Raw genomic sequence first — 25,178 nt, 5'->3', positions numbered from 1 at the left:
CCTTAGTGTCGAACCGCGCTTGGCGGCAATCGTGATTTTATTCAAGCGGTGCGCCGCTGGAACGAACTGTGTAATGAATGAGCTAGCACCGTAGTTTGAAAATCAAGTAACAAGAATGCAGGAGCTTCGAAATAAATGACCATCACTATTTACGGGATTAAGGCGTGCGATACGTGCCGCAAAGCGCTCAAAGAGATTGAGGGTTCTGTGCTGCACGATGTCCGTGATGCTCCGCTAAGCGAGGCACAGCTTAAGGTTTTCCACGACCTGTTTGGTGAAAAGCTGTTGAACACGCGCTCAACCACGTGGCGCGGCTTGTCGGAAGAGGAGCGTCAGATCGCACCGACCCAGCTGTTGCTAGCGCATCCCACATTGATGAAGCGACCGATTATTGTGTCCCAAGACCATACAACAATTGGTTGGGATGCGGCTGCGAAGGCAGTTTGGCTTTAGACGACGGTGCGCTTTAATAACCGGTCTACTGAAAACGGACCGGCACCGCGTACAACCAAAACGAGCAACACAAAGACCCAAAGGGTGCGCTGATCCATGATCAACGCGCCCGAAGCTTTATCAAACCATGCGCCAAGATCTGCCCCGCCCACACCATGTCCGGTAATGTCGACGATGGATTGTACCAACACAAAGCCGATCATACCAATTGCTGCGAGGCGTGTCAGAAGGCCAATGATAATAAGAAGTGGCAGGATGTATTCCGCGTATGTCCCCGCCATCACAACCACCCAGTGAAAAACTCCGAGTTGTGACGTATCATAGCCAGCAGCTTCAACAGCTTTGGGGAATATCTGGATGTAGCCGCCATCAGATGGGGTGAGAAAGCCGTCAAGTTTTGTGCCCGCTGATGCCCAATAATATTGCAGTAGCACAGCGCCAAACACGAACCGCGCCAACGTGGGGGTGATGATGTTACCAGCGGCAGAGAGACGCGCAAAGATCGCGTTATGCAGAGAGATAAGCGTATTCATGTCAGGGGGCTTTCTGTGATGGAAGTGATCGCATTGCCTGCCAGCAGCGCACCAAGGGCTGCGGTTAGGTCAAAGTCGGGTGCTGCGGCTAGAGCCGTGTCGTGGGCGGTGCCGAAGTTATGTTCTGCGAGGGCGCCAATAAAGGTCGCCGCACCAACACCAAGTAGATGTGGCACTGGGTCAAATTCGGCGCGGGTTATCAAGACAGCTTGGCCTCCCGCACCGTTGGGCGGTTCCGCATCCAACATATTTGCCGCCCAGATACTGTAAATAGGCCACCTAGAGCGTAAGATCTGGACCGCTGGCGCCAGCGTAAAATACATACTCATTAACGCGTCTGGCTCAATTGAGCTGATCAAGTCAGCAGCAATTGGGCGCGTATCTGCCGCGTGGTAACTTCTGCGCATGGCTAACTCGAGACGTGCCACATCGGGCAGGTAACCAAGCTTCGCTGCGGGGGCAAAGTTGGTCAGAAACGCAGGAAGTTCTGCACCATAATGCATCATCAGTGGGCTTTGAGGGGGATGTTTGCGAATGAAAATGCTGGCCATAGCCGTGAAAAAATCATCGCCGACTAGCTTGTGTACAACTGGAAACCCTTCTTTCAGGGCGTTGGTCAGGCTAACTGCAACGTTGTTGCGATAGACTGCAAAGCGTTTGGGGGCCGTTTCGCCTTTTGGATCGATCAATCCCGCAGGTGTTACTGCTTTTGGATCAAGCAACGCCTGCGTGAATGCATCTGGGGAAATCATACGGGGACCGCTGTTTGCAAAGCGGTTTTGGCGCGTGCGGCCTCGGCTGCTAGCACGGGCCATTCGGGCACATCTGTATCCCATTCTATCAGCACTGGCTTCGGTCCACCCGTGCGCAAAACATGATCTAGCAGTACCCAAACGGGTTCGGCCACCTCACGCCCGTGGCTATCAATAAGCAACGGCGCGCCGTGGTCATCAAGATCGTGGTCATGGCCACCCATATGTATTTCGCCCACATGAACCAGCGGAAATGCGTTTAAATACGAGAGCGGGTCTGTTTGCTGGTTGGTGGCTGAGATGAATACATTGTTTACATCCAGCAGCAGTCCGCAGCTGGTACGCTCGACCAGTTCTGCCAGAAATTCTACCTCAGGCATCTGGGTTTCTTTGAACGCGAGATAGTTAGATGGATTTTCCAACAGCATCTGACGGCCCAGGGCATTTTGCACCTGATCGATATGGGCGGCGACTGTGGTCAGCGTTTGGTCTGTGTAGGGGAGGGGCAATAGGTCGTTTAGAAAGCCCATGTCATGGGTCGACCACGCAAGATGTTCTGAAAAACTTGCGGGATTCACGCGGTCACAAAGCTTCTGAAGCCGTTTCAAATGCGCAGGATCAAGTGGCCCTTCCGAGCCAATAGACAGCCCAACACCGTGAATGGAGAGAGGGTATTTCGCGCCAAGTGCTTCAAGCTGTGCAAGGGGGCGCCCGCCGTCACCCATGTAGTTTTCGGCGTGTACTTCAAGCCAATCGACCGCGCCGTCGGATGCCATAATCTCGGAAAAATGCTGCGGTTTATACCCCACGCCAACGCCGTGCGGCAGCTTGGCAAAATCGGAGGTGTTGGAGTGGTCAAACATGAAGAAACTTTCGGCGATCTTTAGAATGTACACGCGCAAGTTAGTCCCCCGCGCGTGTACCAGTGTATCAGATTATGCCGGCAGGTCACGCTCAAGCGGCTCAAGTGACCCCATGCGGTCGCCGTCAACTTCAAGGGTGTCACATGTGCCAGCCGCAACAAGTGTCCATGCGTTGCCTTGATAATCAACTGTTGAGGTGCCTGCGCACGTTGTACCAGGGCCTGCGGCGCAATCGTTTTTGCCTGCAAGCGATACGCCGTAGCATTTCTCTTTTGCGCCGGCGGCCTCAGAAACGGTTGCGTGAGAGGTCAGCGCTGCTGCGATAGAAGCGGCTACTGCGAGTGATTTTACTGTTGTCGACATGTGAACGTCCTTTCAAGAGTGTGTGTCAAGGTCCCTAAAACATCAGGAATGACTTCAGATTGCGCTTGAAGGCGATAAGTTGCCACTCACGGGCGCGTGATGCACGGTGCCGTGATCTGTCGTTATGGTTCGTGCCACGCTTTTGCGCCAATCGGGGCTGTTTGTGTCAGTGCAAACAGCAAAAAGCCGCCCCGTGCATGCACATGAGGCGGCCTTTGTAACATTTACAGTCGTCAAATTGAGCACATCTCTGTGCAATGACTACAGATGTTTCAGCTCCGTAAATCGGGCGGTGTTGCGTCTTTGGCAAGCTGTGGAAGGGTCTCTGCGAAACTTTGCACAGACGTCTGCTTTTCACCGAGGCGGCGGATTGAGACGGTTCCTTCTTCAACTTCGCGGGCGCCAACCGCCAAGATCACGGGCACTTTACCCAAGCTGTGTTCGCGCACTTTGTAGTTGATTTTCTCGTTGCGAATGTCTGCTTCAGCGCGGATGCCGGCTGCGCGCAGTTCCTCAACTTTTTGCAACACATAGTCATTGGCGTCCGAGATAATCGCTGCCACAACAACCTGACGAGGGGCCAACCAGAACGGCAGTTTTCCAGCGTGCTCTTCGATCAAGATGCCGATGAAGCGTTCAAAACTGCCCAAAACGGCGCGGTGCAGCATAACGGGGCGGTGACGTTCGTTGTCAGAACCTACAAAAGTTGCATCAAGCCGTTCCGGCAAGTTGGGGTCAACCTGCAGCGTGCCGCATTGCCAGTTGCGGCCGATGGCGTCGGTCAATGTGAACTCAAGTTTCGGGCCGTAAAACGCGCCTTCACCCTCCAGAAGTTCATAAGCGTAGCCTGCGTTCTGACATGCATCACCCAATGCGGCCTCAACGCGGTCCCAGCTTTCGTCCGATCCGATCCGCTTTTCTGGGCGGGTAGAGAGCTTGATTGTCCAATCTGTAAACCCGAGGTCGGCGTAGATTTCAGCAAGAAAGTCGATGAACTTCTTGGTCTCTGCTGTGATGTCGTCTTCGGAACAGAAGATGTGCCCGTCATCTTGTGTGAAACCGCGCACGCGCATGATGCCGTGCAGTGCGCCTGAAGGCTCGTAGCGGTTACAGCTGCCAAATTCTGCCATGCGAAGTGGAAGGTCGCGGTATGACTTCAGGCCTTGGTTGAAGATCTGTACGTGACACGGGCAGTTCATCGGCTTCAGTGCGTTGACAGCTTTTTCACGGGCGTGTTCTTCGTCGACTTCAACGATGAACATGTTCTCTTGGTATTTGTCCCAGTGGCCTGAAGCTTCCCACAGCTTGCGGTCAACCACTTGCGGTGTGTTCACCTCAACGTAGCCGCCACCACGCTGTTTACGGCGCATATAGTCCTGCAGCAATGTGTACACCGTCCAGCCGTTAGGGTGCCAGAAAACCTGACCTGGCGCTTCCTCTTGCATGTGGAACAAGTCCATCTCGCGGCCCAGTTTACGGTGATCGCGCTTTGCGGCTTCCTCAAGCATGTTGAGGTATTTGCGCAGGTCCTCTTTGTTTTGGAATGCCACGCCGTAGATACGTTGTAGCATTGCGCGGTCGCTATCGCCGCGCCAGTAGGCACCCGCCACAGACATCAACTTGAACGCATCTGCGGGCACTTGACCTGTGTGTTGCAAGTGCGGGCCGCGGCACAGGTCTTGCCAATCGCCGTGCCAATACATCCGAAGCGGCTCATCGCCCGGGATCGCTTCGATCAATTCAACTTTGTAAGGCTCCCCGCGATCTTCGTAATATTTGATCGCAACGTCGCGCTCCCAGACTTCGGTGCGCACTGCGTCCCGCAAGTTGATGATCTCTTTCATCTTCTTTTCGATGGCACCTAAGTCTTCGGGTGTGAAGGGTTCTTTGCGGTCAAAATCGTAATACCAACCATTGTCGATAACTGGTCCGATCGTGACTTTGACGTCTGGCCAAATCTCTTGAACTGCGCGCGCCATGATGTGCGCCAGATCGTGACGGATCAACTCAAGCGCAGGCTCGGCGTCTTTCATGGTGTTGATGGCAATCGCCGCGTCGGTGTTGATGGGCCATTGTAGGTCCCAATGTTGGTCGTCCACAGTTGCGGAAATAGCCTTTTTACCAAGGCTTGTGGCGATAGATGTCGCTACTTCGGCGGGTGTGACGCCTGCGTCGAAGCTGCGCTGTGATCCATCAGGGAGGGTGAGGGTGATTTGGGCGCTCATTGGCGTGCCCTTTCGTCAGTTTCGCGCCTACAAAAGCGCGCGGTTGCGGGTGGGGTTCGGCGCCGTTGTGCCGTTTGTTGCCAAAATCGTCAAGCGCGGGTTTCGGCTATGCCGTGAGGCTGTGCGCGGCGCTGCGCCAAGACTACAGCTGGCGCAGCGCAGAAACGTATTGGCGGCTAGTCTTGCGCCAGCTTGTCTTGGGTTTTCGTGTCAAAGTCTGAGGCGTCGTGGCGCTCATGCAATTGGTTTTCTGGCTCGCCCCATGCACGGTTTACCTTGTTGCCACGCACATAGGCAGGGCGCGCCATGATGTTTTCCGCCCAGCGGGTCACATTGGTATAGCTTGCCGCATCCAGAAACTCCTGTGCGCCGGGGTAAACCAAGTCTTTGACCACTGCGCCGTACCACGGAACCGTTGCAATATCCGCAATCGTGTACTCATCGCCTCCCAAATATTCACGGTCTTCAAGGTTGCGTTCAAGCACGTCGAGTTGGCGTTTAGCCTCCATCGTAAAGCGGTTGATGGCGTATTCGAATTTTTCAGGTGCATAGGCGAAAAAGTGGCCAAAGCCGCCGCCCAAATAAGGTGCTGAACCTTGCAGCCAAAAGAGCCAGTTCAGCGTCTCGGTCCGTGCCTCGATATCTTTTGGGAGAAACGCATCAAATTTCTCTGCAAGATACAAAAGGATTGCACCGGACTCGAACACCCGCACGCCGGTGTCTTTGTCAAAAAGCGCAGGAATTTTTGAGTTGGGATTTACGTCTACAAAGCCGGTAGAGAATTGATGGCCTTCTTGGATGTTAATCAACCACGCGTCATACTCAGCGCCCGTGTGACCTGCGGCCAACAGCTCTTCGAGCATTACTGTGACTTTGACGCCGTTCGGTGTTGCCAGTGAGTGAAGTTGCAGCGGGTGTACGCCACTTGGCAAATCTGCGTCATGGGTGGGGCCCGCGATGGGGCGGTTGATTGAGGCAAACTTGCCTCCGGATGCGCTGTCCCATGTCCAGACTTTTGGGGGCGTGTAACTCATGTGCGACCTCTTGGGGTTGTGACCAGCCGGTTGGCCGGTGATGATCTTTGTCCAAGACCTAACCCGTTGTGAGCGGACTGCAATGGGGCAGGCGCAGCGTTTGGATGAACTTACGCTTGCCTACGTCACGTCGCGAATTGTGATGTGCCGTGGGTCAGAAAGGCATTCAAGTTGGTGATATACCGCGCCCATGCTTCGGGCATCGCGGTGTCTGACGTGCCCAACTTATCGTGCGCGATCGTAAGCCGTGTGTGACCTCCGGCGTCCTGAAGCGTAAATACCACCAGCGATATGTGTGTTTCGCCGCCCCAAAGCGGGCGAAAAGACTGCTCAAGCCGGCGCTCAGGATCAACGTTTAGGTCAATCGTTTCAAGCAATGTTGCCCCGTCACTTGCGTGGTGGGTCAGTCGTGTGCTGTCACGCAGAACTTGACCTGTGATGAAGTGATAATGTGGGATTTCATCTGGATTTATTAGCGCTTGCCAGACCCGCTTTGGCGCTGCCTTAAGCGTGCAAGACATCTCAAAATCCGGCGTGTGATCGGGCAGGGCGGCTTCGGCTAGATGTGGTTTAAGGGTCATAACATCACGAACGGATGGATGAATACGCATCGGGTCAAGCCATGTATCAAGCGCATCAAGAAGCGCCAATGGGGTAAGGGTGTGATACTTGAACCGCCCTTTCTTTTGGGTCTGGATGAGGCCTGCAGCAGTCAAGACTTTAAGGTGTTTCATCACGCCGAAACGGGTCATATCAAGGCGTTCTTCAAGGGCAGTAAGCGTTTGACCGTCTTGATCAAGAAGTGCGTGCAGCAGTGCACGACGTGAGGGGTCAGCGATGGCTTTGAATATGTTGTCCATTTGTAGTGGATACGCTTAGTGCACACAGGTGACAATATAGTCACAAGATAATCCAAGTGCGCTTTTGGTTTAGTAGCATTACGCGCCTGCTTGCGGTTGAACTTACGCGGGAAAGTCTTAGCCTAGGGCGTATGACAATGAGTTGGGGCGCTGTGCGATGAATAAGATTTTAAGCCATAACATGTTGAAGGGTGCAGTCGCATTCGGTCTGTGCCTTGGCCTGACAGCTTGTGGCGAAACCTCGGGTAGTGTCGCAGGGACATCCCCAAGCACACCGGCGAGTATCTCTAAAAAGGCCGTACGTGCGCTTCCCGAAGGTGTCGGCGCGTCATCGCTCTATAAATCGCCTAACGGGTGCTATTCGGTCAGCCGTCGTGGAAGTGACGGGGCCTATCTTGAGCCGTTGATTGACCCGCTATCCGGAGTTTTGGTCTGTGACTAAGCCGTCTATTTGGCAGGCCCCCACGGGCCGCAAAATTGCCTACCACCTGACCGAAGGCAAAGGGCCTTTGGTCGTTTTCTTGGGCGGCTTTATGTCTGATATGTCCGGCAGCAAAGCAGTTTATTTGCAAGAATGGGCCGCACGTTCAGGCCGCGCGTTCTTACGATTTGACTACTCAGGGCACGGTGTTTCAGAGGGCGCGTTCGTTGATGGGGCAATCGGTGATTGGTACGCTGACGCCGAGGGTTTGATTGCTCATGTCAGTTCTGGTCCTGTTGTCCTTGTCGGTTCATCAATGGGCGGCTGGATTTCGTTTCTAATCGCGCGCGCAGGTTTGGTGGATGTCGCGGGCATGGTCACCGTCGCGGCGGCCCCTGATTTTACCGAGGACGGATTTTTCGCAAGCTTTGATGCGCCAGCCCGTGAAATGCTTGAGCGCGAAGGTGTCGTGCATGTTCCGTCGGATTATGGCGCGCCATACCCGATTACCAAACGCCTGATCGAAGATGGCCGCAACCATCTGGTGATGCGTCGGCCTCTGGAATTGCCATTCGCATTACGCATGGTTCAGGGCACCGAAGATGCATCAGTCACGCGGGAAACTGCACTTGGTTTACTGGATCATGTCAGCTGCGAAAATGTTCGGCTGATGCTGGTCCGTGGCAAAAATCATTCGTTTAGCGATGATGACTGTCTCAAGATTATTGAGCAACAAATCGAAGACGTATTGGGCCTTGCCCGCTTGTGATTCTGTAACTTCAAGACCGCATTGATTAAATGAGCGCTTCACGTGCCCTGTAACTGCTTGGCTGCACACCACTTTGCATACCTTTGCAAAAACTGCTTGAGCCGCAGACGGAACGCTCTATTGTCACGCGAAAGGTGACATGACGCCAACCAAATTGGGGGACCTAAAATGGCTGAATATCTTAAGCGCGGCAAATCAGCAGAAGACGTAGCGGCTGATGATAAGCAGACCCGTGACATTGTTGAGGGCATCTTGTCCGATGTCGAAGCACGCGGTGATGCGGCGGTGCGCGATTTGTCCGTCAAGTTTGACAACTATTCACCAGAGCGTTTTGCCCTGAGCCAATCAGAAATCGAAGCAGCCATGTCAAAACTGACTAGCCGCGAGATTGACGATATCAAGTTCGCCCAAGCGCAAATTCGTAATTTTGCCGAAATTCAACGCGCCTCAATGACGGATGTTGAGGTCGAGACGATGCCGGGTGTTGTGTTGGGTCACAAAAACATTCCGGTGCAATCCGCGGGTTGCTATGTGCCCGGCGGCAAGTTCCCCATGATCGCGTCTGCGCATATGTCCGTTCTGACGGCTAAAGTGGCGGGCGTGCCGCGCGTTGTGGCGTCAAGCCCGCCCGTGAATGGTGAGCCCCATCCAGCTGTTGTGACTGCGATGCATTTGGCAGGCGCTGATGAAATCATGATTTTGGGTGGTATTCAGGCTGTCGCCGCTATGGCCATCGGTACTGAAAGCGTGAAGCCTTGCGACATGATCGTAGGGCCGGGCAACAAATTTGTGGCGGAAGCCAAGCGTCAGGTGTTTGGTAAAGTGGGTATTGATTTGTTTGCAGGCCCAACTGAAACCTGCGTGATTGCCGATGATACTGTGGACGCGGAAATTGTGGCCACGGATATTTTGGGTCAGGCCGAACATGGCTACAACAGCCCCGCAGTTTTGATCACAAACAGCCGTAAACTTGCTGAAGAAACACTGGTTGAGATTGAACGTTTGCTCGAGATTTTGCCAACACGCGACACGGCACGCGTGAGTTGGGAAGAGTACGGCGAGGTCATTTTGTGCGACAGCTACGATGAGATGTTGAAAGTCTCTGAAGAGATTTGTTCCGAGCACATCCAAGTCATGACCGACCGTGACGAATGGTTCCTGGGAAACATGACCAGCTACGGCGCGCTGTTCCTTGGACCTCGCACAAACGTCGCAAATGGTGATAAAGTTATCGGTACAAACCACACGCTGCCAACCAAGAAGGCGGGTCGCTATACTGGTGGTCTTTGGGTTGGTAAGTTCTTGAAAACGCATAGCTATCAGCGTGTGCTGACGGATGAAGCTGCGACCCTTGTGGGCGAATATGGCAGCCGCCTGTGCATGATGGAAGGCTTTGTTGGTCACGCCGAACAGTGCAACGTGCGCGTGCGCCGCTACGGTGGTGTCAACGTTCCCTATGGTGGCGCAGCCCCTTACCGCGACGCGGCTGAGTAAGTTGAGGTCGCTCAAAAAAATCTAATAAAAAGGGCGCTCCGTTTGGGTGCGCCCTTTTTGTATGGGGCCAATTTTACGGAACAACGACCATTCATCGCGCACCAGTTTAGTCGTTGTCAGTCAAGCCCGCGCCCGCACCCGCCAGCCGTGACGCATCGCTTGCGGGGACATATGTTTTTGCGGCCAGCGTGTTGAGGTACGCGTTGAGCCCGTCAGACATCATAATACGCCGGATCGTAGGACGCGCTGTTGCTGTCTGAAAATAGCTCAGCGCCAGTCCCGTAAAGACGCCACATCCATCCGATGTGGGGTCAAGTAGGTCGTCCATCACGACAGGTAGTGTTGTGATTGGGCCAACAGGATCGTTCAATGCGTCGAACAAGTCGCCTTCGCCTCGTGACGCGTAAAGATGCAGGGCCGCTGCTGTGCCAAAATCACGGGCTTGAGCGACACCAAACCCTGCACCGCGGGCAGCTTTTTGAAGCAACATGCTTGCTTCATTTGCTGATTTAGAGGAACCGCTCATGATCCAAATGTTGGCAGCCACCAGTCATCAGCAGCACTAAGTTCATTTGCAAGCGGCGCGCCTTGGCAGAGTGTTACGCGGGTCCAGCGGTCAGACTTTGGATCAAATTTTGAGGCTCCAAAAAATGATAACTTACACCGCAACATATCAATTGGCAGGCATGTGTCGGCAATAAGGTTATCGCGGATTTCAGAATAAGGATGTTTGTCCAGACATTGCACCCGTTCGACAGCAAAGCGGTGTTCTGGATGTATGGCCAAAAACGCAGTCAATGAGCCGGACGCAGGAAGGTCTTTGGCCAAAGCCGCAACGCGGCGCGCAATATCAAGGGGGCTTTCAAGGTCAGCGCCATCTTCTTCGTGACGGTTGCCAAGGCGGGGTTCTAATTTCTCTTCCGAGACGTACCAAAATTGTGCGCATTCGTCCCGTGCGTTGTAGTCGCGCGCAGTTGCCCAAGCCCAGTCTCGATTGATCAGCGCATGTAGCTCTGAGGTGTCGCATGGTGTCAGGCGGGGCGGGCCGAACGGGTCGGCCATGCACTCTTCCAGCCCGTCGACCAAGTCACCAAACGGTTCGATGATCATGGCGCAGAGCAACTCTTGCGCGTCCTCTGATAGGCCTTCGGCTTGCTGTAAAAGCGCCTCTATCGGGAAAGTTTTTTTGGCCGCTTCATGCCATGCTTCGCTATTAAGGTAGTCAACAATCGCTTCCCATTCTGATCGCAGGGTCGATATTCGCGTTGCGGCGATGGCATCGGGGACAATCCATTCTGAAAGGTGCTTTGCTGCGCGCTTGGCAAGGTTTTGCAACGTTACGGCAGCACCGTCAGGCAGCTGTTCTAATGCCCTGATACGGGCCAGTGCTGTCTCGCGGACCATGATCCAATTGTTCAGCAAAACAGGATGCGTGACTAAAAACGGGGCCATCCCAAGCCCTGTGGAATTGCCAATCCCAAGGTGACGCTTAAGATGCGCATCAAGGGGGGCTTGGCCCACGTGTTCGACCAACAGATGCGTGAAATGCCGGATCAGCCAAACAGTGAGCATTTCTGCTTGGAACGGGCCCGAAAGCCCATCGCGTTCTGCTATGTCAGCGCGATCCGCGATCCCGAATTTACCGTTTCCGTATACGGCCGTTGTGCGCATCAAATAGCCTGTCTCGCGAACCATTTGCTCATCTGGCTGCAGACCTGCCTGAAGGCGTTCAACCACGTGCGACCAAAGCCGCACAGATTTGTTCGCACGGCTTAAGACCAAATCAGAAGCGGAGAAGCGCGAGGCTTCCTGATGGGGTGCCGTGGCTACGATGCGGTCGATTTCGGGTTGGGATGGGATGCCGTCATAAAGGACAAATGCTGTGTCCCACGCCGTTGCAATCACGCGGTCGGTGCGTGCATCCGGATCAAGTTCAGTGCTGACAGCAACGAGGGAGTAGACGTGCCCGCCAAGCGGCACGCTAATGACTGCGTAGCCGTATCCATCCGTGCTCATCTGCCAGACGGGGCAGGTCACAGTTGCATTTTCGATCGAGAGCCTGCGCAACAGCGTGCGCAGAAAAGATAATCTTGTGGGGAATGATGCACCCAAACGGCGCAGGCGCATCACGTCCGATGCGGGGCGCAGCTTAGCCTGTGGTGGGGGTGCGAAATCCTTCATGCAGGCCCAAACGCGTCAGCATAAAAACGATGCCAATTCGCGCCCATGATGCCGTCCACTTCGCCGGTTGTCATACCCGTCGCAAGCAATCCTTGCCGAATGTTGTCGAAGTCTCTGTTGTCTTTGAACCATGCTGGCATTGGGGGGAAACCTGCATCGGTGGCACTCCCCTCGCCATAGTCAATGACCTTAGACCATCGTCCTACACGCATCCATTCGACAACGCTGTCGGGTTGATCTTGGCAAAGGTCCGTTCCGATGCCCAAATGCTCGGCACCGTATTTTGAGGCAGCTTCTGCGATCATTTGGCAAAAACTTTCCAGCGTGCATGCAGGGCCGCCGCTAAGGTGGTGGGGGTAAATCGAAAAGCCCAACATGCCGCCAGCAGAGGTAAGCGCGCTAAGAACCTCGTGGGACTTGTTGCGTTTTGCCGCATGCCACCAAGCGGGGTTTGCATGGGTGATCGCAATGGGGCGGGTCGAGTGATCAATCGCCTCAAGAGTCGAGCGATCAGCGCTGTGCGACATGTCGACAACCAAACCAACGCGGTTCATTTCGGCAATGGCCTGTTTGCCAAAGCGGGTCAGGCCCGTGTCCTCGTCTTCATAGCAGCCCGTCGCAAGCAAGGACTGATTGTTATACGTCAGCTGCATGAACCGCACGCCAAGTTGGTGGCAAATCTCAATCAAGCCAATGTCATCTTCGATGGGCGACGGGTTTTGAAACCCAAAGAAAATCGCTGTGCGGCCTGTCTCCATTGCGCGTGTCACATCTTGGGCGGTGGTGCCGCGCATGATAAGATCGCCACATGTCTCAAACCAGCGGTTCCATGCTTCAAGTTGCAGAACCATTTCACGAAACGACTCGTGATAAACGATGGTGACATGAACAGCATCAACGCCGCCTTCACGCATCTGTTCAAAGATGCTGCGGGACCAGTTGCAATATTGCAGGTTATCAATCAGAGGCGTTTTCATAACTGCCACAAAAACGTGCAACTTGCGTTCTGTCCAGTCTATTTGCGACAGTTCGTGAGTTTGAATTGCCGTCATCCTGTTTGATCGATTTTGGGCCCACAAGCCTCTTGCCATTTGTGCCGCCAAGTCATTTGATGCTCGGGTAACTTTGGGAGACGATTACATGAAAACGACTACCGCTCTTTTTGCTGCCACTCTTTTGGCGTCTACCTCGCTGGCCTCAGCCGAGAGTCTGCGTTGGGCGCGTGCTGGTGACAGCTTGACGCTTGACCCCCATGCGCAAAACGAAGGTCCAACACACACGTTGGCACACCAAATCTATGAACCACTGATCATTCGTGACACAGCCGGCGCGTTCCAAGCTGCCCTCGCAACCGAGTGGGCGCCCAAAGAAGGCGACGCAAATGTTTGGGTCTTCAAGCTGCGTGAAGGCGTGACTTTCTCTGACGGCTCTGCCTTCACATCAGAAGATGTTGTGTTCAGCTTCGAGCGTGCAAAATCCGAAAAGTCAGCCATGAAAGAGCTGCTGACATCCATCGTCGAAGTACGCGCCGTAGACGACATGACTGTTGAATTTGTCACCGATGGTCCAAACCCGATCCTGCCCAACAACTTCACCAACCTGTTCATCATGGACAAAGGCTGGACCGAAGCGAACGGTGTTGTAAACGTGCAAGACATCGCCAACGGCGAGACAACATTTGCCGCAACAAACGCAATGGGCACAGGTCCATACACTCTTGAAAGCCGCGAGCCTGACGTCAAAACCGTCCTAAAAAAGCGCGATGGCTATTGGGGCGCAGATGAGTTCCCACTGGAAGTGACTGAGATCGTTTACACACCAATCCAAAACGCCGCGACACGTGTTGCAGCGCTTTTGTCAGGTGAAGTCGACTTTATCCAAGACGTACCGGTACAGGATTTGGGCCGCGTTGATTCATCAGACGGCCTGAGCGTGAAAACAGCGCCACAAAACCGCGTGATTTTCTTTGGTATTGATCAGGGCAAAGCGGATCTGGAAAACGACAATGTAGAGGGTGCAAACCCACTGGCTGATGTCCGCGTCCGCCGTGCGATGTCTATGGCGATCAACCGCGATGCGATCAAACAGGTTGTTATGCGTGGCCAGTCACAGCCAGCAGGCATGATTGCACCGCCATTCGTTAACGGTTGGACTGCTGAAATGGACGGCGCATCTGCGACGGACGTTGAAGGCGCAAAAGCGTTGATGGCAGAAGCTGGCTATGCAGATGGTTTCTCCATCCAGCTGGATTGCCCGAATGACCGCTATGTCAACGACGAAGGCATTTGTCAGGCGTCCGTTGGTATGCTGGCGCAAATCGGCATTACAGTTAACCTTGATGCGAAACCCAAAGCTCAGCACTTCCCGCTGATCCAAAACGGCGAGACAGAGTTCTACATGTTGGGTTGGGGCGTTCCGACATACGATTCCGAATATGTGTTCAACTTCCTGACACACTCACGTTCCGGCGATCGTGGTTCTTGGAACAACACAGGGTTCTCTGATGCGGCGATTGATGCAAAAGTTGTATCCCTTGCCTCTGAAACTGACCTTGCCAAGCGGAACCAAACCATTGCCGATATTTGGGCCGTGGTTCAGGAAAACCAGCAGTACATCCCGATCCACCACCAAGTGTTGAACTGGGGTATGAGCGATGCAGTTGGCACAGAAGTGTCTCCTGAGGATGATCCCAAGTTCAAGTTCTTCACAATGAACTAAAAAACGGACGCGGCTGAAACACCATCAGCCGCGTTTGTTTCTGGTATCATAAACAGCAAACGGCGGCCTTCATCGGGCCGCCGTTTTTTCGTGTCCAATGCTGCTGAAGTCAGCGGCGAAATTACATTGTGTCTTTTTCGGTAACTTGCTGCACTGCGCCGGCGAAAAGCAGATATAACGTCGTCAGGATCAAGCCCCAGTAAACGGCGGGCTGCAAATCAAACTGTACCCAAGCGGCCCATCCTGCAAAGAACGTCCACGCCAATGCGGTAGGCAGCGTTAGTGTCCGCCAACGCTGTGTGCGTACAGGATGGACGAATTTTACAGGGGCAAACATGGCGATTGCCAGCACAATGACTGCGGCCAATATGACCCAGTGCCCCGGTTGCAGCGCGAAGAAAACCAGCACTGCCATGTTCCAGCACCCTGGAAATCCCGAGAAAGAATTGTCTTTAGTTTTCATGCGTGTATCGCAGAAATAAAGCGCGGATGTGAAGGTAATTACGATGATTGTGGCCCAGCCGGTCCACCCTTCGAGCAAACCTGATGTGAACAGCGCAAATGCCGGAATGAACACATACGTCAGGTAATCAATGATCAAATCCAGCAGCACCCCGTCAAACAAGGGAGCGTTTGTTTTCACGTCATATTTACGGGCAAGCGGACCGTCGATACCATCTACAAAAAAGGCAACAACCAGCCATAAGAACATCATGGGCCAATCGCCCTTAACGGCCTCAAGCATAGCGAGCATTGCGAAAACAGCGCCAGTGGCGGTGAACAGGTGAACAGCGAGCGCTTTATTTTTAATAGACATTTGGTGGTGCTAATCGTTTTTTGCTAAATTGCAAAGCTTTCTTAACGCCTTCTCACCTTCGCGGGTGCGCGCGCTCGTAAACATCCATCAAATGCGCAGTGTCGACTGCTGTGTAGGCTTGGGTTGTTGAAAGGGATGCGTGCCCAAGTAGTTCTTGAATGGCGCGCAAATCTCCACCGGCACCGAGCAAGTGGGTCGCAAACGAATGCCGCATGGCATGCGGGGTTGCGGTGGCGGGAAGGCCAAGTTGAAGTCTTGAGCGCTCCATCACTTTTTGAATGAGCCGTGGATTAAGCGCACCTCCACGCACGCCTCGAAACAGCGCCATGTCAGGTTCAGATGGATGGGGACAAAGTTTGATGTAGGCGTCAACGGCCTCACGCGCAGCGTTTATCACAGGGACAATGCGTTCTTTGCCGCCCTTACCCTTGATGCGCAAAACATCTGCAAGCGGTGCGTCGCGTCCTTTAAGGCCAAGGGCCTCTGAAATACGCAGACCACAGCCATAAAGCAGCGTTACAACCGCCACATCCCGCGCCCCTATCCAAGCCTCGGTTGCCTGAACCTCAAGATTATCCAGAACTTTGACAGCCGCATCTTTGGTCAACGGGCGGGGTAATTTGTTTTGAAATTTGGGTGCGCGGGTTGACAGAACGGCGGTAGGTTCAAACCCTTCGCGCTCGGCCAGCCACGCATAAAAAGACTTCACCGCAGATAACGACCGGGCCAGCGAGCGCGCGCCAACGCCGCGTCCGCGTTCAAACGCCATCCAGGCGCGCATGTCTTGCACAGTGATCGCCTTTAGCGCGTTCAAGCCTTGCGGTGCGGCTGTGTGCTGGGTGATGAAAGCCAGAAAGCCAAGGATGTCTGCTTGGTAGGCTTCGGTTGTGTTCTTGGCAGCACCTCGCAGTGCTGTCATTTGGCTTAGAAACGTCGCAAGGGCCTCCGTGGCCGCCGGACTGATCTGAACGCCAAGGTGTGGTTTTTCTTGGGTCACGCGAGCCAGCGGCGCAGAGCGCGCTCAAAAACACCACCAAAGAACGCAAGCAAATCTGTGCCCTGCTGTGGTTTGAACATGTGCGGATCTTCCGCCCCCATCACCAGCATTCCGCCAAGGCGACCTTTCCCAAGGTTCAGCTTTATACAGGCCTCAGACCGTATCCACTCGTGCTTATCGCCGTAAACGGCCGCACTTTTAGGGCTGACTTGGCGTAGGGTAACAGTACGGCTTTCACCACCTTTGCCGGCTGTCACATAGTCCTCGATAAAGCCCGCTTCATGCACGCTTAAGACATCGGCAAGTGTTTGCGCGGCCACTGTGCTGTCAGATTGGCTGCTTTCAAGAACAAGGCGGACACAATCTACTCGCAGGATTTCAGCAACCTCGCCGCCAAGGTTTTGCAAAAAGGTCGCAAATTCCGTGGGGTCCAGCATCCGCAAAATTGCGCGCTGTACTTGGTTGGTCCCCGCAAGGTTTTCATAAGCTGCGGCGATAACGCTGCGGTGGGTGTCTTCAAGCCGGTCAAGCCGTGCCTCAAGGCGCTCCATTGCAGCACCGCGCAGATCAACCACATTGGTACCTTGCCCACGATCGTTTGCGGCGACCAGCGCCATCATCACGTCATGATCCTCCAAAACCAGTTCGGGAGTTTCGATGATTGTTTTGCGCAGCGCCTCTTGGGCATCTGTCAGTTTGTTTGTGTCAGTCATGGAACCTGCTCGTGCCGAATGCTGTCGTTGTTTTTTGCTCTTGTAGCATGGTTGCGCAGAGCCGTGCAGGGGTTTTGTGCGCATATGGCTTTGACGCAACAAAAAGGCCGCACCTGCGTAATGCGGTGCGGCCTTTTTGTGTTTCTTCGCAGGCCCTAACAGGGCGAAATTTTAGACGATCTTGATGCCTGCGGCTTCAGCGTCTTTCATGAATGTCGCCAGACCAGCAGCAGTCAGCGGGTGACCTGCCAGCTTTTCGATCACTTCGGGCGGAGCCGTCATGACGTCTGCACCGATCCGTGCACAGTCTGCCACGTGGTTCACTGTACGGATTGAAGCGGCTAGAATTTCAGTCTCGTAGCCGTAGTTGTCGTAAACAGTGCGAATATCTTCGATCAGCTCGAGACCGTCGATGTTGATGTCATCAAGGCGGCCGATGAACGGGCTGATGAAAGTCGCGCCCGCTTTGGCAGCCAACAATGCCTGGTTGACCGAGAAGCACAAGGTGACGTTGACCATTTTGCCTTCGTCCGAAAGCACTTTACACGCCTTAAGTCCGTCCCATGTCAGGGGCAGCTTTACAACGATGTTGTCAGCAATCTTGGCCAGCTCGCGGCCTTCTTTGATCATGTCATCTGCGGTCAGCGCCACAACTTCTGCAGACACTGGGCCGCTGACGATGTCGCAAATCTCTTTGGTCACCTCAAGGATGTCGCGGCCTGACTTTTTGATCAGCGATGGGTTGGTTGTTACACCGTCTACCATTCCGGTTTCGTTCAGTTTCGCGATTGCATCGATATCTGCGGTATCTACAAAAAACTTCATTGTGGCATCCTCTGGCTTGGCCTTTGTCGCGTCAGCGTTTACCCCAGTAGAGGCACGTTTGAAAGGGCGCAGCGTGGGAGAGCAAAGGTATTTTCAACAAGGCGAGATCGTGGGCGTTTTGCCTGCAGGTGCGCTCGACCGCGTTTTGGATTACAAAGCGCCGGAGGGCGGCTGTAGGCTTGGTGCGTTTGTTGAGGTGCCGCTTGGGCCGCGCAAGATTGTTGGCGTTGTGTGGAAAGAAGGTGCAGGGACGTGGGATCCTGCCAAAGTGCGTTCCATCAAGCGGGTGCTTGAAGCTACGCCCATGCAGCCCAATATGCGTTCTTTTCTGACCCGTGCAGCGGAATATACTCTGACACCCATGTCTGCGATGCTGCGCCTTGCAACCCGCGCACCGGGTTTGGGCGACACGCCCGCGATGCGAAAAATCTATCGCCTTGGCGCAAATGTACCAGACCGTCTTACCCCAACCCGTGAACGGGTATTGCAGGTGCTCAAGGACTATCCGTCTTTGTCTTTTTCGCTCAAAGAAGTGGCTGATATGGCGGGGGTTACGCCGTCTGTAGTTAAAGGCTTGGCTAAGATGGGTGCTGTGGTCGAAGCAGACGCGCCCCGTGACACGGCCTATCCCAAGCTTGATCCGAGCTATGCAGGTAAAACGCTTTCACCGGATCAAGACGCTGGCGCGCGCCAATTGCGCAGCGCAGTTGCGGCAGGCAGGTATGGGACCACGCTTTTGAAGGGCGTCACAGGTTCCGGCAAAACCGAGGTGTATCTTGAAGCGGTGGCAGAGTGTTTGGCGCAGGGCCGCCAAGCTTTGGTACTGCTGCCCGAGATTGCGCTGACGTCGGAATTTCTAACCCGTGTTGAGGCCCGCTTTGGTGCGCGCCCCGCCGAGTGGCACTCAGGCGTGACCATGGCTGAACGCCGTCGTGCGTGGAAAATGGTGGGCGAGGGCGGTGCGCAATTGGTCGTCGGCGCACGATCTGCGTTGTTTTTGCCATTTCAAAACCTTGGGTTGATCGTCGTCGATGAGGAACATGATACCTCGTATAAACAAGAAGATGGGGTGCTGTATAATGCCCGCGACATGGCGGTGCTTCGCGCGTCAATTAGTGCGGCACATGTGGTTTTGGCTACTGCGACCCCAAGTTTGGAAAGCTGGGTAAACGCGGAGCAGGGCAAATATGCCAAGTTAGAGCTCAAAAGCCGCTTCGGCCCCGCTGTGATGCCCCAAATGCGCGCCGTTGATATGCGTGACCAGGACCTGCCGTCTGATCGCTGGATTAGCCCCGCTTTGGCGGATGCGGTGCGCAGCAGGATTGAAAAGTCAGAGCAGTCATTGCTGTTTATCAACCGTCGCGGCTATGCGCCGATCACGTTGTGCCGCGCCTGTGGTCATCAAATCGGGTGTGATGATTGTGACGCGCGCATGGTTGAGCACCGCTTTCTAAAACGCCTAGTTTGCCATCAATGTGGCGAGACAAAACCCATGCCGGCGGTATGCCCGTCTTGTGAGGCTGAGGATAAGTTGGCCCCCGTGGGCCCCGGTGTGGAACGTCTGACTGAAGAAGCCGAAGCGCTTTTTGAGGGCGCGCGTGTTGTCACGTTGTCGTCAGATCATTTTGGGTCGGCGCGCGCCATGAAAGAGCAAATTGAAAGCATCGCAGCGGGTGATGCGGATGTTATTATCGGGACGCAACTGGTGGCCAAGGGGCACAATTTCCCCAAGCTGACGTTGGTGGGGGTAATTGATGCGGACCTTGGCTTGCAGGGAAGTGATTTGCGCGCGGCCGAACGCACGTTTCAGTTAATGCGCCAAGTTGCAGGGCGGGCAGGGCGCGCAGAAGTTGCTGGGACTGCTTTGCTGCAAACTTACCAGCCGGATCATCCGGTTATTCGCAGTATTTTGTCGGGGGACGAAGATGGTTTCTGGGCGGCTGAGGCCGCAGAGCGCGAAGCCGCAGGTGTGCCGCCTTACGGGCGCATGGCGGGGATCATCCTGTCGTCTGAAAACGTACAAGAGATCTTTGATCTTGGCGCGGCCATGGCCCGCAATGATGGCCCGCTGCGCCAAGTCGGGGCAACTGTTTACGGGCCTGCACCTGCGCCAATCGCGCGGATCAGGGGGCGGCACCGGGTGCGGATGCTGGTTAAGGCCGATAAAACTGCGCCCTTACAGGCGGCGCTATCGCGGTGGACTGCGCAGTTCAAAATACCAAATTCAGTTCGCTTGGCGATTGATATTGATCCGCAGAGTTTTTTCTAATCTCCCACGCATTCGTTTGCGCATTCCGGTGAGCGTAAGTTGTTGTCAATTTGATGTGCGGGTTCTAGGTCTTTGCATATGAAAATGATTATAGACACAGACCCTGGCGTAGATGACGCACTGGCGATTGCGCTGGCTTGCGTGATGGATGAAATCGAGCTGATTGGCCTGACGACGGTGTTTGGGAACACCTATGTTGAGCAGTCTGCCCGCAATGCGCGCTATATGCTGGACATGCTGAAACATAAGGCACCCGTGGCCAAGGGGGCGGCGTTTGCATTGGGCCGCAACAGCCATGACCCGTCTGATTATGTGCACGGGCCCGAAGGGTTCGGCGCGCTCACGGATATTCCTCAGATTGGTCTTGATGATCCGCGCAGTGCGGCACAGTTTTTGGTGGATGCAGCGGCTGAACATAAAGGTGAGCTGGTCATTTGCCCCATTGGCCCGCTGACCAATATTGCTCTCGCGCTTGAGCTTGATCCTAATTTTGCAGCCAACGTAAAAGACATCATTCTGATGGGCGGCGCTTATCAGCATGTGGGCAACATTACGCCCCATGCGGAGGCGAATATTTACAATGATGCCGCTGCCGCAGATGCGGTGTTCGCAAGCGATCTGAACGTGACGATGGTGGGACTTGATGCCACGATGCAAACTCTTTTGACGTGGGATGACTTTGTTCAGATGGGCAAAGATGCCCCGCGCGTTGGTGGATTTATCCGCGATATTTCAGATTTCTACCTGCGGTTTTATCGCTCGATTGGTATTGAAGGTGGTTGTGCGATGCATGACAGTATGGCGGTTCTTGTTGCTGCCTTCCCCGAGCGTTTCACTTTTGAAGACAGTGGCTTACAGGTCATTCTTGAAGGGGATGAGTCGGGTCGCACCTGTGCTGATCCAAGCCGCAAGAAAACCCGCATTGCCATGGGCGTTGATACCTCGTGGGCGGTGCCTTACGTCAAAAGTGAAATTGCGCGCCTGTCGTAACGCTTGATTTATCCCGCTGCTGTGCCAGCTTATGGAACATGCGAGTACTCATTTCATCCACCCTTATCGCCACCGTGGTTTTATGTACGGCGCCCGTGATGGCACAAACTGCGCCACAAGATGCCTGCCCCGAGGTGCCCGATACCTTACGCGAACGCGGCGCACTTCATGCGGGGCTTTTGGAGGCGCCGAATGCAGCAGTCGCGCAAGTGCTTCAAGCACAGCTTTGGGAAGAGTGGTTCAAAGCCCCCGATGCGCGGGCCAAAGAGCTTTTGACCCAAGGACTAGCCCAGCGTGAAAGCTTTGCGTGGGCAGAGGCCGAGGCGACGTTTACGCAACTGATTGAGTATTGCCCTGAGTACTCTGAAGGCTGGAACCAGCGTGCGTTTATACGCTATCTGCGGGAAGACTATGCCAATGCACTTCCCGATTTGGATATGGCACTGAGCATCATGCCAGATCATATTGGTGCGCTTTCGGGCAAGGGGCTGACGTTACTCCGCATGGGGCGTGCACGATTGGCGCAGGACACAATCCGCATCGCTGTCAGCCTCAATCCGTGGTTATCAGAACGTGCCCTGTTGGTCGAAGATCCCGCGACCGATCTATAGGCGCGAGCGTCTGACTGATAGCTGCCGGCGGCTTCGCTGTCAGGTTCGATGCATTCTGCGCAGATTATGCCTTTACCTTTGTTTTGCGGTCAGTATGTAGGGGTCACCTCTCGCCCTGACGCGACGCGTGCCTGCGTGGTGGAATGGTAGACACAGGGGACTTAAAATCCCTAGGCAGGAATGCCGTGCCGGTTCGAGTCCGGCCGCAGGTACCAGGTGTCAGGGCGAGGGGGCACCATCATATCGCAAAACACGACGGTGCGCCCCACCGTGCATGATTTAGCTTTTAGTTATAAAGACATAATTGATCATCTCAGGTTGAACTTAGACTGCTTGAAGCTCGACTACAACACTGAGTGTGTGCATCTGTAGTCGAATTGTGTGCATGAGCAGCCCTTTAATTCCTCAGGTTAATCTCATCATTGTAGCCATATCCTTCTAGACTGCCTCTAAGCGAACTCATAGATCATCCTGTCGTTGCTCAGGCGTATCCTCACCGCACACGGCAAGTTTCGGTTTCATCTTGGCATTAAGTCATGTGGTGATAGGCTCATGCTCAAGTCCAATGGAGGCCCATATGACCCGTGCCAAGCTCGTCAGCAGCGATCCCCTCAGCTTAGAGAACCTATTCCCATCTAGTGAGTTCAAAGAGGTTCTGTCGCCACTGGTTGAACCAGAGGCTGAGGTTGACGTGGCAGTTGTTGACGAATGTTTGAAGGTGCTTGGCTGTTACAGTAGCCGTCCAGTATCACTCTCAAAGCTAAGGGTGCTACTGTCGAGCTTCCTGCTCCAAGCCCAGCGCCTTGAGGATAGAGTGCAACGCAAAGGTGGTGAACTCATCATTGGCTGGCCTCACGATGAAGCCTATTGGCGTATAAGATCACAGGTTGGGTACAAGATCGCTATCGCCCTGCGCAAAGCCATGATCGAACAAGGTTGGATAACCCATAAGGTGACAGCGGAGATCAATCTCTATGAGGGCATAGGTAACTGTCATGGATATCTGATTGCTGACTATGTCCCTGACATAGGTAGAGGGATAAACTTCCAATCCTCAGACATGGTCTATGCAACAAGTTCATCTGCATTGAAAACCAAGGTGGTGAACAGTGAGATAGACGACCGCACCAAGGCTCTTTGGGAGCTATGGAAGAAAGCACCGCTGACCTACGGCAATCAGAAGATGTGGCAAGCCCAACGCAAGTTCAGCGACAAGGCCCTTACCAGAGGCGGTAGGTTCTACGGTGCTTGGACGAATATGAAGCAATCAGAACGCCTCAGATGCACCATCGAAGGACAACCTGTTGCTGAGGTCGATGTTAGTGGAATGTATCCAACTCTTCTGTGTTCAATTACGGGCCACATCCCTTTCACTACAAGGTTCAAAGACCCTTACGCTGTCGAAGGCATACAGCGTGATGAGGTGAAGGCTGTCTTGGGGTCAGCTATTGGTGGGGGAACTGCTAACCAGCGGACACCGACTAAGATGATGAAGGATGCTGGTATAACGCAAGCACGACTTTCGGAGATCAGGAAGGTCATCATCCCAAAGTTCACGTGCCTTGAGGCATTGCAGAAGGGTGTGATGGACAGTGAGACGTTAGCTGTCCATGAGACAGAGATTATGATGAGGCTGGTAGAACGCCTACAGCAGCCAATCTTTCTCCTGCACGATTGCCTCGTCTGCCCTCAAGAGGCATCCCTAGACGTTGGTAAAGAGCTACAGAAAGAATACGTGAGCTACTGCCATGAGAAGGGCTGGAAGGCCGTTGCTCCTGCCTTTTCTATTGAACGTGATGGACGAGAAAAACGACTTATCAGTGGTTATCGGAACCCTTAGTTCAGCATAAGAGAAAAGGCTTGCTATACCCCCTCGTTCCCCTCCTTAAGGGGATAGCTCAAGTCTCTTCAATAGAATGTAATACTACTAGGTAATAAGAGATAAGTGGGTAGCTCATGTCCCTTATTCTATGTCATTACTCACCATAAGGTAACACTACAGTCTGTGATAACTATAAGCCTTACGCACAGAGGGTTATTGGTCGTTACACATTAGTCATAAGTGAGTCAGCAACCATACGACACACGAAACAGATTGCTTCTTTTGTGTCTCGGCTAAGGCTTGACCTTGAAGTGTCTTCTGACCAGTGCCACCTGATAAGCATGAAAGATATTCTCAGATCACTGATGCTGTACTGCCTCGTAGTAGTTCCTACTATTTTCGTTGGAGGGGCCGTTATGGCATATGAAGAGCCACCTTATGATGTCGTGTTCAGGGCTGATGGATATGAAGTCCGTGAATACGATGATCGTATAGCTGCTCAGGTTTCCAGTCAGACACGTTCTAACAAGGCGTTCAGAACCTTGTTCAAATACATCTCAGGGGCAAACCAGTCTGCTGAGAAGGTCTCTATGACCATTCCTGTCGCTCAGTCAGAGAAGATAGAGATGACTGTACCCGTTACTCAGGGGGAGCAAAGTGATGTGGGGTATATGCAGTTCTTCCTGCCTTCATCATACACCTTAGAGACAGCGCCAAGGCCTACTGACCCATCTGTAGAGGTCATTAAGGTCGAAGGTGGCTACTACGCTGTCTACAGCTACAGTGGTCGTGCAAACGACAGAAACGCTAATGATGCAGAAGCCCAACTACTGGATAGTTTAAGTCGTGATGGGGTCACAGCAACATCAGAGGTGATTAGAGCTACCTACAATGGGCCACTTACAATGCCGTTTAATCGTCGAAACGAAGCAATGGTGCGGATCGTTTGGCCCTAATTTCGTCGTAGGGCATATTCCTTAAGTTGGTTGCTCATACTCGCAAGGATCATTCCAGTTCTTCGATTCAACGGGGTATTTGTTGACACAACACATTCTAGAATATAGATTTGTTAATGTGTGGGGCGTTTACTTTTCCACCCATACTCCCACGCAATAACTGGGGTCAGATGAATCCCCTCAGTCTGACCCCTTTTTAGATATTAGTGGGCATTAGTGGCTTTGCCGCAGTTTCACAGAGCTTGGTCGTGTGATTCACGAAATGAGACACCACATTCGACTGCACACACGCAACACCACTGTCGCTAGCGTAGCGCAACAAGCTGCTTAGTGTGAAAAACCGTTAACTAGCTGACTAGGCCTTCACGGATGGTCGTGATGGCAAGTGTCTCGATCTCAATAACTTAGTAACATGGGGTGTAGCGTATTGGTGCTGTTACTGTGTTACTGGCTTGAGGGTAACATTAGAGTTATTTTCCTTGATGATGTTACTGGAAATAATGTACTCTAGT

At 53.6% G+C, this 25,178-nt stretch carries 24 protein-coding genes and 1 tRNA gene; 11 read left to right on the top strand and 14 right to left on the bottom strand.

Annotated elements, in window-relative coordinates; genetic code table 11:
* Window positions 1-135: 135 nt before the first annotated feature.
* Window positions 136-453, top strand: coding sequence for an arsenate reductase family protein (locus NeNHUV3_RS04120; protein WP_391482670.1), 318 nt, complete (start codon window positions 136-138; stop codon window positions 451-453).
* On the opposite strand, the gene NeNHUV3_RS04115 is transcribed toward NeNHUV3_RS04120, so the two are convergent.
* The 7 genes from NeNHUV3_RS04115 to NeNHUV3_RS04085 form a co-directional block, all read right to left on the bottom strand.
* Window positions 450-986: a DoxX family membrane protein gene (locus NeNHUV3_RS04115; protein ID WP_391482669.1), complete on the bottom strand. Its 537-nt coding sequence runs from the start codon at window positions 984-986 to the stop codon at window positions 450-452. The genes NeNHUV3_RS04120 and NeNHUV3_RS04115 overlap by 4 nt on opposite strands.
* Entirely contained in the window at window positions 983-1,738 is a 756-nt protein-coding gene (locus tag NeNHUV3_RS04110; RefSeq protein ID WP_391482668.1) for a DUF2063 domain-containing protein, read from the bottom strand. Before NeNHUV3_RS04110 ends, NeNHUV3_RS04115 begins: the two co-directional genes overlap by 4 nt.
* Window positions 1,735-2,601 (bottom strand): DUF692 family multinuclear iron-containing protein, encoded by an 867-nt coding sequence (locus NeNHUV3_RS04105; RefSeq protein ID WP_391482667.1) that lies wholly within the window; start codon window positions 2,599-2,601, stop codon window positions 1,735-1,737. The genes NeNHUV3_RS04110 and NeNHUV3_RS04105 overlap by 4 nt, the downstream gene beginning before the upstream one ends.
* Window positions 2,602-2,673: 72 nt before the next feature.
* Window positions 2,674-2,964 carry a DUF2282 domain-containing protein gene (locus NeNHUV3_RS04100; protein ID WP_048597764.1) on the bottom strand — a complete coding sequence of 97 codons (291 nt, stop codon included), beginning with the start codon at window positions 2,962-2,964 and terminating at the stop codon, window positions 2,674-2,676.
* A 272-nt stretch (window positions 2,965-3,236) separates the two neighbouring features.
* On the bottom strand, window positions 3,237-5,189 hold the full coding sequence (gene thrS / locus NeNHUV3_RS04095; RefSeq protein WP_391482666.1) for a threonine--tRNA ligase: 1,953 nt from the start codon (window positions 5,187-5,189) through the stop codon (window positions 3,237-3,239).
* A gap of 176 nt (window positions 5,190-5,365) precedes the next feature.
* On the bottom strand, window positions 5,366-6,223 hold the full coding sequence (gene yghU / locus NeNHUV3_RS04090) for a glutathione-dependent disulfide-bond oxidoreductase (protein WP_391482665.1): 858 nt from the start codon (window positions 6,221-6,223) through the stop codon (window positions 5,366-5,368).
* A gap of 125 nt (window positions 6,224-6,348) precedes the next feature.
* Window positions 6,349-7,083 carry a metalloregulator ArsR/SmtB family transcription factor gene (locus NeNHUV3_RS04085; protein ID WP_391482664.1) on the bottom strand — a complete coding sequence of 245 codons (735 nt, stop codon included), beginning with the start codon at window positions 7,081-7,083 and terminating at the stop codon, window positions 6,349-6,351.
* A gap of 157 nt (window positions 7,084-7,240) precedes the next feature.
* Here NeNHUV3_RS04085 and NeNHUV3_RS04080 point away from each other — a divergent pair, with 157 nt between their 5' ends.
* The 3 genes from NeNHUV3_RS04080 (at window position 7,241) to hisD (ending at window position 9,767) form a co-directional block, all read left to right on the top strand.
* Window positions 7,241-7,525 carry a hypothetical protein gene (locus NeNHUV3_RS04080; RefSeq protein WP_391482663.1) on the top strand — a complete coding sequence of 95 codons (285 nt, stop codon included), beginning with the start codon at window positions 7,241-7,243 and terminating at the stop codon, window positions 7,523-7,525.
* On the top strand, window positions 7,518-8,273 hold the full coding sequence (locus tag NeNHUV3_RS04075; RefSeq protein WP_391482662.1) for an alpha/beta hydrolase: 756 nt from the start codon (window positions 7,518-7,520) through the stop codon (window positions 8,271-8,273). Before NeNHUV3_RS04080 ends, NeNHUV3_RS04075 begins: the two co-directional genes overlap by 8 nt.
* 168 nt (window positions 8,274-8,441) lie before the next feature.
* Window positions 8,442-9,767: a histidinol dehydrogenase gene (hisD, locus tag NeNHUV3_RS04070; protein ID WP_391482661.1), complete on the top strand. Its 1,326-nt coding sequence runs from the start codon at window positions 8,442-8,444 to the stop codon at window positions 9,765-9,767.
* Window positions 9,768-9,873: 106 nt separating this feature from the next.
* Here hisD and NeNHUV3_RS04065 read toward each other — a convergent pair whose 3' ends face one another.
* From NeNHUV3_RS04065 to NeNHUV3_RS04055, 3 genes are read right to left on the bottom strand one after another with little or no spacing between them, the layout of a single operon-like run.
* Entirely contained in the window at window positions 9,874-10,293 is a 420-nt protein-coding gene (locus NeNHUV3_RS04065) for a hypothetical protein (protein ID WP_391482660.1), read from the bottom strand.
* A complete protein-coding gene (locus NeNHUV3_RS04060; protein ID WP_391482659.1) occupies window positions 10,290-11,948 on the bottom strand; it encodes a hypothetical protein in 1,659 nt (552 codons plus the stop codon). The genes NeNHUV3_RS04065 and NeNHUV3_RS04060 overlap by 4 nt, the downstream gene beginning before the upstream one ends.
* The gene (locus tag NeNHUV3_RS04055; RefSeq protein ID WP_391482658.1) at window positions 11,945-12,925 is read right to left on the bottom strand and encodes a membrane dipeptidase; all 981 of its coding nucleotides are present in this window, start codon (window positions 12,923-12,925) and stop codon (window positions 11,945-11,947) included. The genes NeNHUV3_RS04060 and NeNHUV3_RS04055 overlap by 4 nt, the downstream gene beginning before the upstream one ends.
* Window positions 12,926-13,088: 163 nt before the next feature.
* Here NeNHUV3_RS04055 and NeNHUV3_RS04050 point away from each other — a divergent pair, with 163 nt between their 5' ends.
* Entirely contained in the window at window positions 13,089-14,666 is a 1,578-nt protein-coding gene (locus tag NeNHUV3_RS04050; RefSeq protein ID WP_391482657.1) for an ABC transporter substrate-binding protein, read from the top strand.
* A 121-nt stretch (window positions 14,667-14,787) separates the two neighbouring features.
* On the opposite strand, the gene NeNHUV3_RS04045 is transcribed toward NeNHUV3_RS04050, so the two are convergent.
* The 4 genes from NeNHUV3_RS04045 to fsa all read right to left on the bottom strand — a co-directional run bounded on the left by NeNHUV3_RS04045 (window position 14,788) and on the right by fsa (window position 18,018).
* Window positions 14,788-15,483: a CDP-alcohol phosphatidyltransferase family protein gene (locus NeNHUV3_RS04045; RefSeq protein ID WP_391482656.1), complete on the bottom strand. Its 696-nt coding sequence runs from the start codon at window positions 15,481-15,483 to the stop codon at window positions 14,788-14,790.
* 52 nt (window positions 15,484-15,535) lie between these two features.
* Window positions 15,536-16,480, bottom strand: coding sequence for a tyrosine recombinase XerC (locus NeNHUV3_RS04040; protein WP_391482655.1), 945 nt, complete (start codon window positions 16,478-16,480; stop codon window positions 15,536-15,538).
* Window positions 16,477-17,193: a DUF484 family protein gene (locus tag NeNHUV3_RS04035; protein ID WP_391482654.1), complete on the bottom strand. Its 717-nt coding sequence runs from the start codon at window positions 17,191-17,193 to the stop codon at window positions 16,477-16,479. The genes NeNHUV3_RS04040 and NeNHUV3_RS04035 overlap by 4 nt, the downstream gene beginning before the upstream one ends.
* Before the next feature lie 171 nt (window positions 17,194-17,364).
* Window positions 17,365-18,018 (bottom strand): fructose-6-phosphate aldolase, encoded by a 654-nt coding sequence (fsa, locus tag NeNHUV3_RS04030; protein ID WP_048597776.1) that lies wholly within the window; start codon window positions 18,016-18,018, stop codon window positions 17,365-17,367.
* A 58-nt stretch (window positions 18,019-18,076) separates the two neighbouring features.
* Here fsa and NeNHUV3_RS04025 point away from each other — a divergent pair, with 58 nt between their 5' ends.
* The 6 genes from NeNHUV3_RS04025 to NeNHUV3_RS04000 all read left to right on the top strand — a co-directional run bounded on the left by NeNHUV3_RS04025 (window position 18,077) and on the right by NeNHUV3_RS04000 (window position 24,666).
* Entirely contained in the window at window positions 18,077-20,287 is a 2,211-nt protein-coding gene (locus NeNHUV3_RS04025) for a primosomal protein N' (protein ID WP_391482653.1), read from the top strand.
* Window positions 20,288-20,365: 78 nt separating this feature from the next.
* Entirely contained in the window at window positions 20,366-21,277 is a 912-nt protein-coding gene (locus NeNHUV3_RS04020; RefSeq protein ID WP_391482652.1) for a nucleoside hydrolase, read from the top strand.
* 98 nt (window positions 21,278-21,375) lie between these two features.
* Window positions 21,376-21,888 (top strand): tetratricopeptide repeat protein, encoded by a 513-nt coding sequence (locus NeNHUV3_RS04015; protein ID WP_391482651.1) that lies wholly within the window; start codon window positions 21,376-21,378, stop codon window positions 21,886-21,888.
* 129 nt (window positions 21,889-22,017) lie between these two features.
* Window positions 22,018-22,103 (top strand) — tRNA-Leu (locus NeNHUV3_RS04010).
* 362 nt (window positions 22,104-22,465) lie between these two features.
* On the top strand, window positions 22,466-23,728 hold the full coding sequence (locus NeNHUV3_RS04005) for a hypothetical protein (RefSeq protein ID WP_391482650.1): 1,263 nt from the start codon (window positions 22,466-22,468) through the stop codon (window positions 23,726-23,728).
* A 323-nt stretch (window positions 23,729-24,051) separates the two neighbouring features.
* A complete protein-coding gene (locus NeNHUV3_RS04000) occupies window positions 24,052-24,666 on the top strand; it encodes an SOUL family heme-binding protein (RefSeq protein ID WP_391482648.1) in 615 nt (204 codons plus the stop codon).
* Window positions 24,667-25,178: the final 512 nt, after the last annotated feature.

The sequence above is a fragment of the Nereida sp. NH-UV-3 genome, assembly GCF_042939535.1.
GTDB lineage: Bacteria > Pseudomonadota > Alphaproteobacteria > Rhodobacterales > Rhodobacteraceae > Nereida > Nereida ignava.
This window is presented reverse-complemented; position numbering and strand designations above follow the sequence as displayed.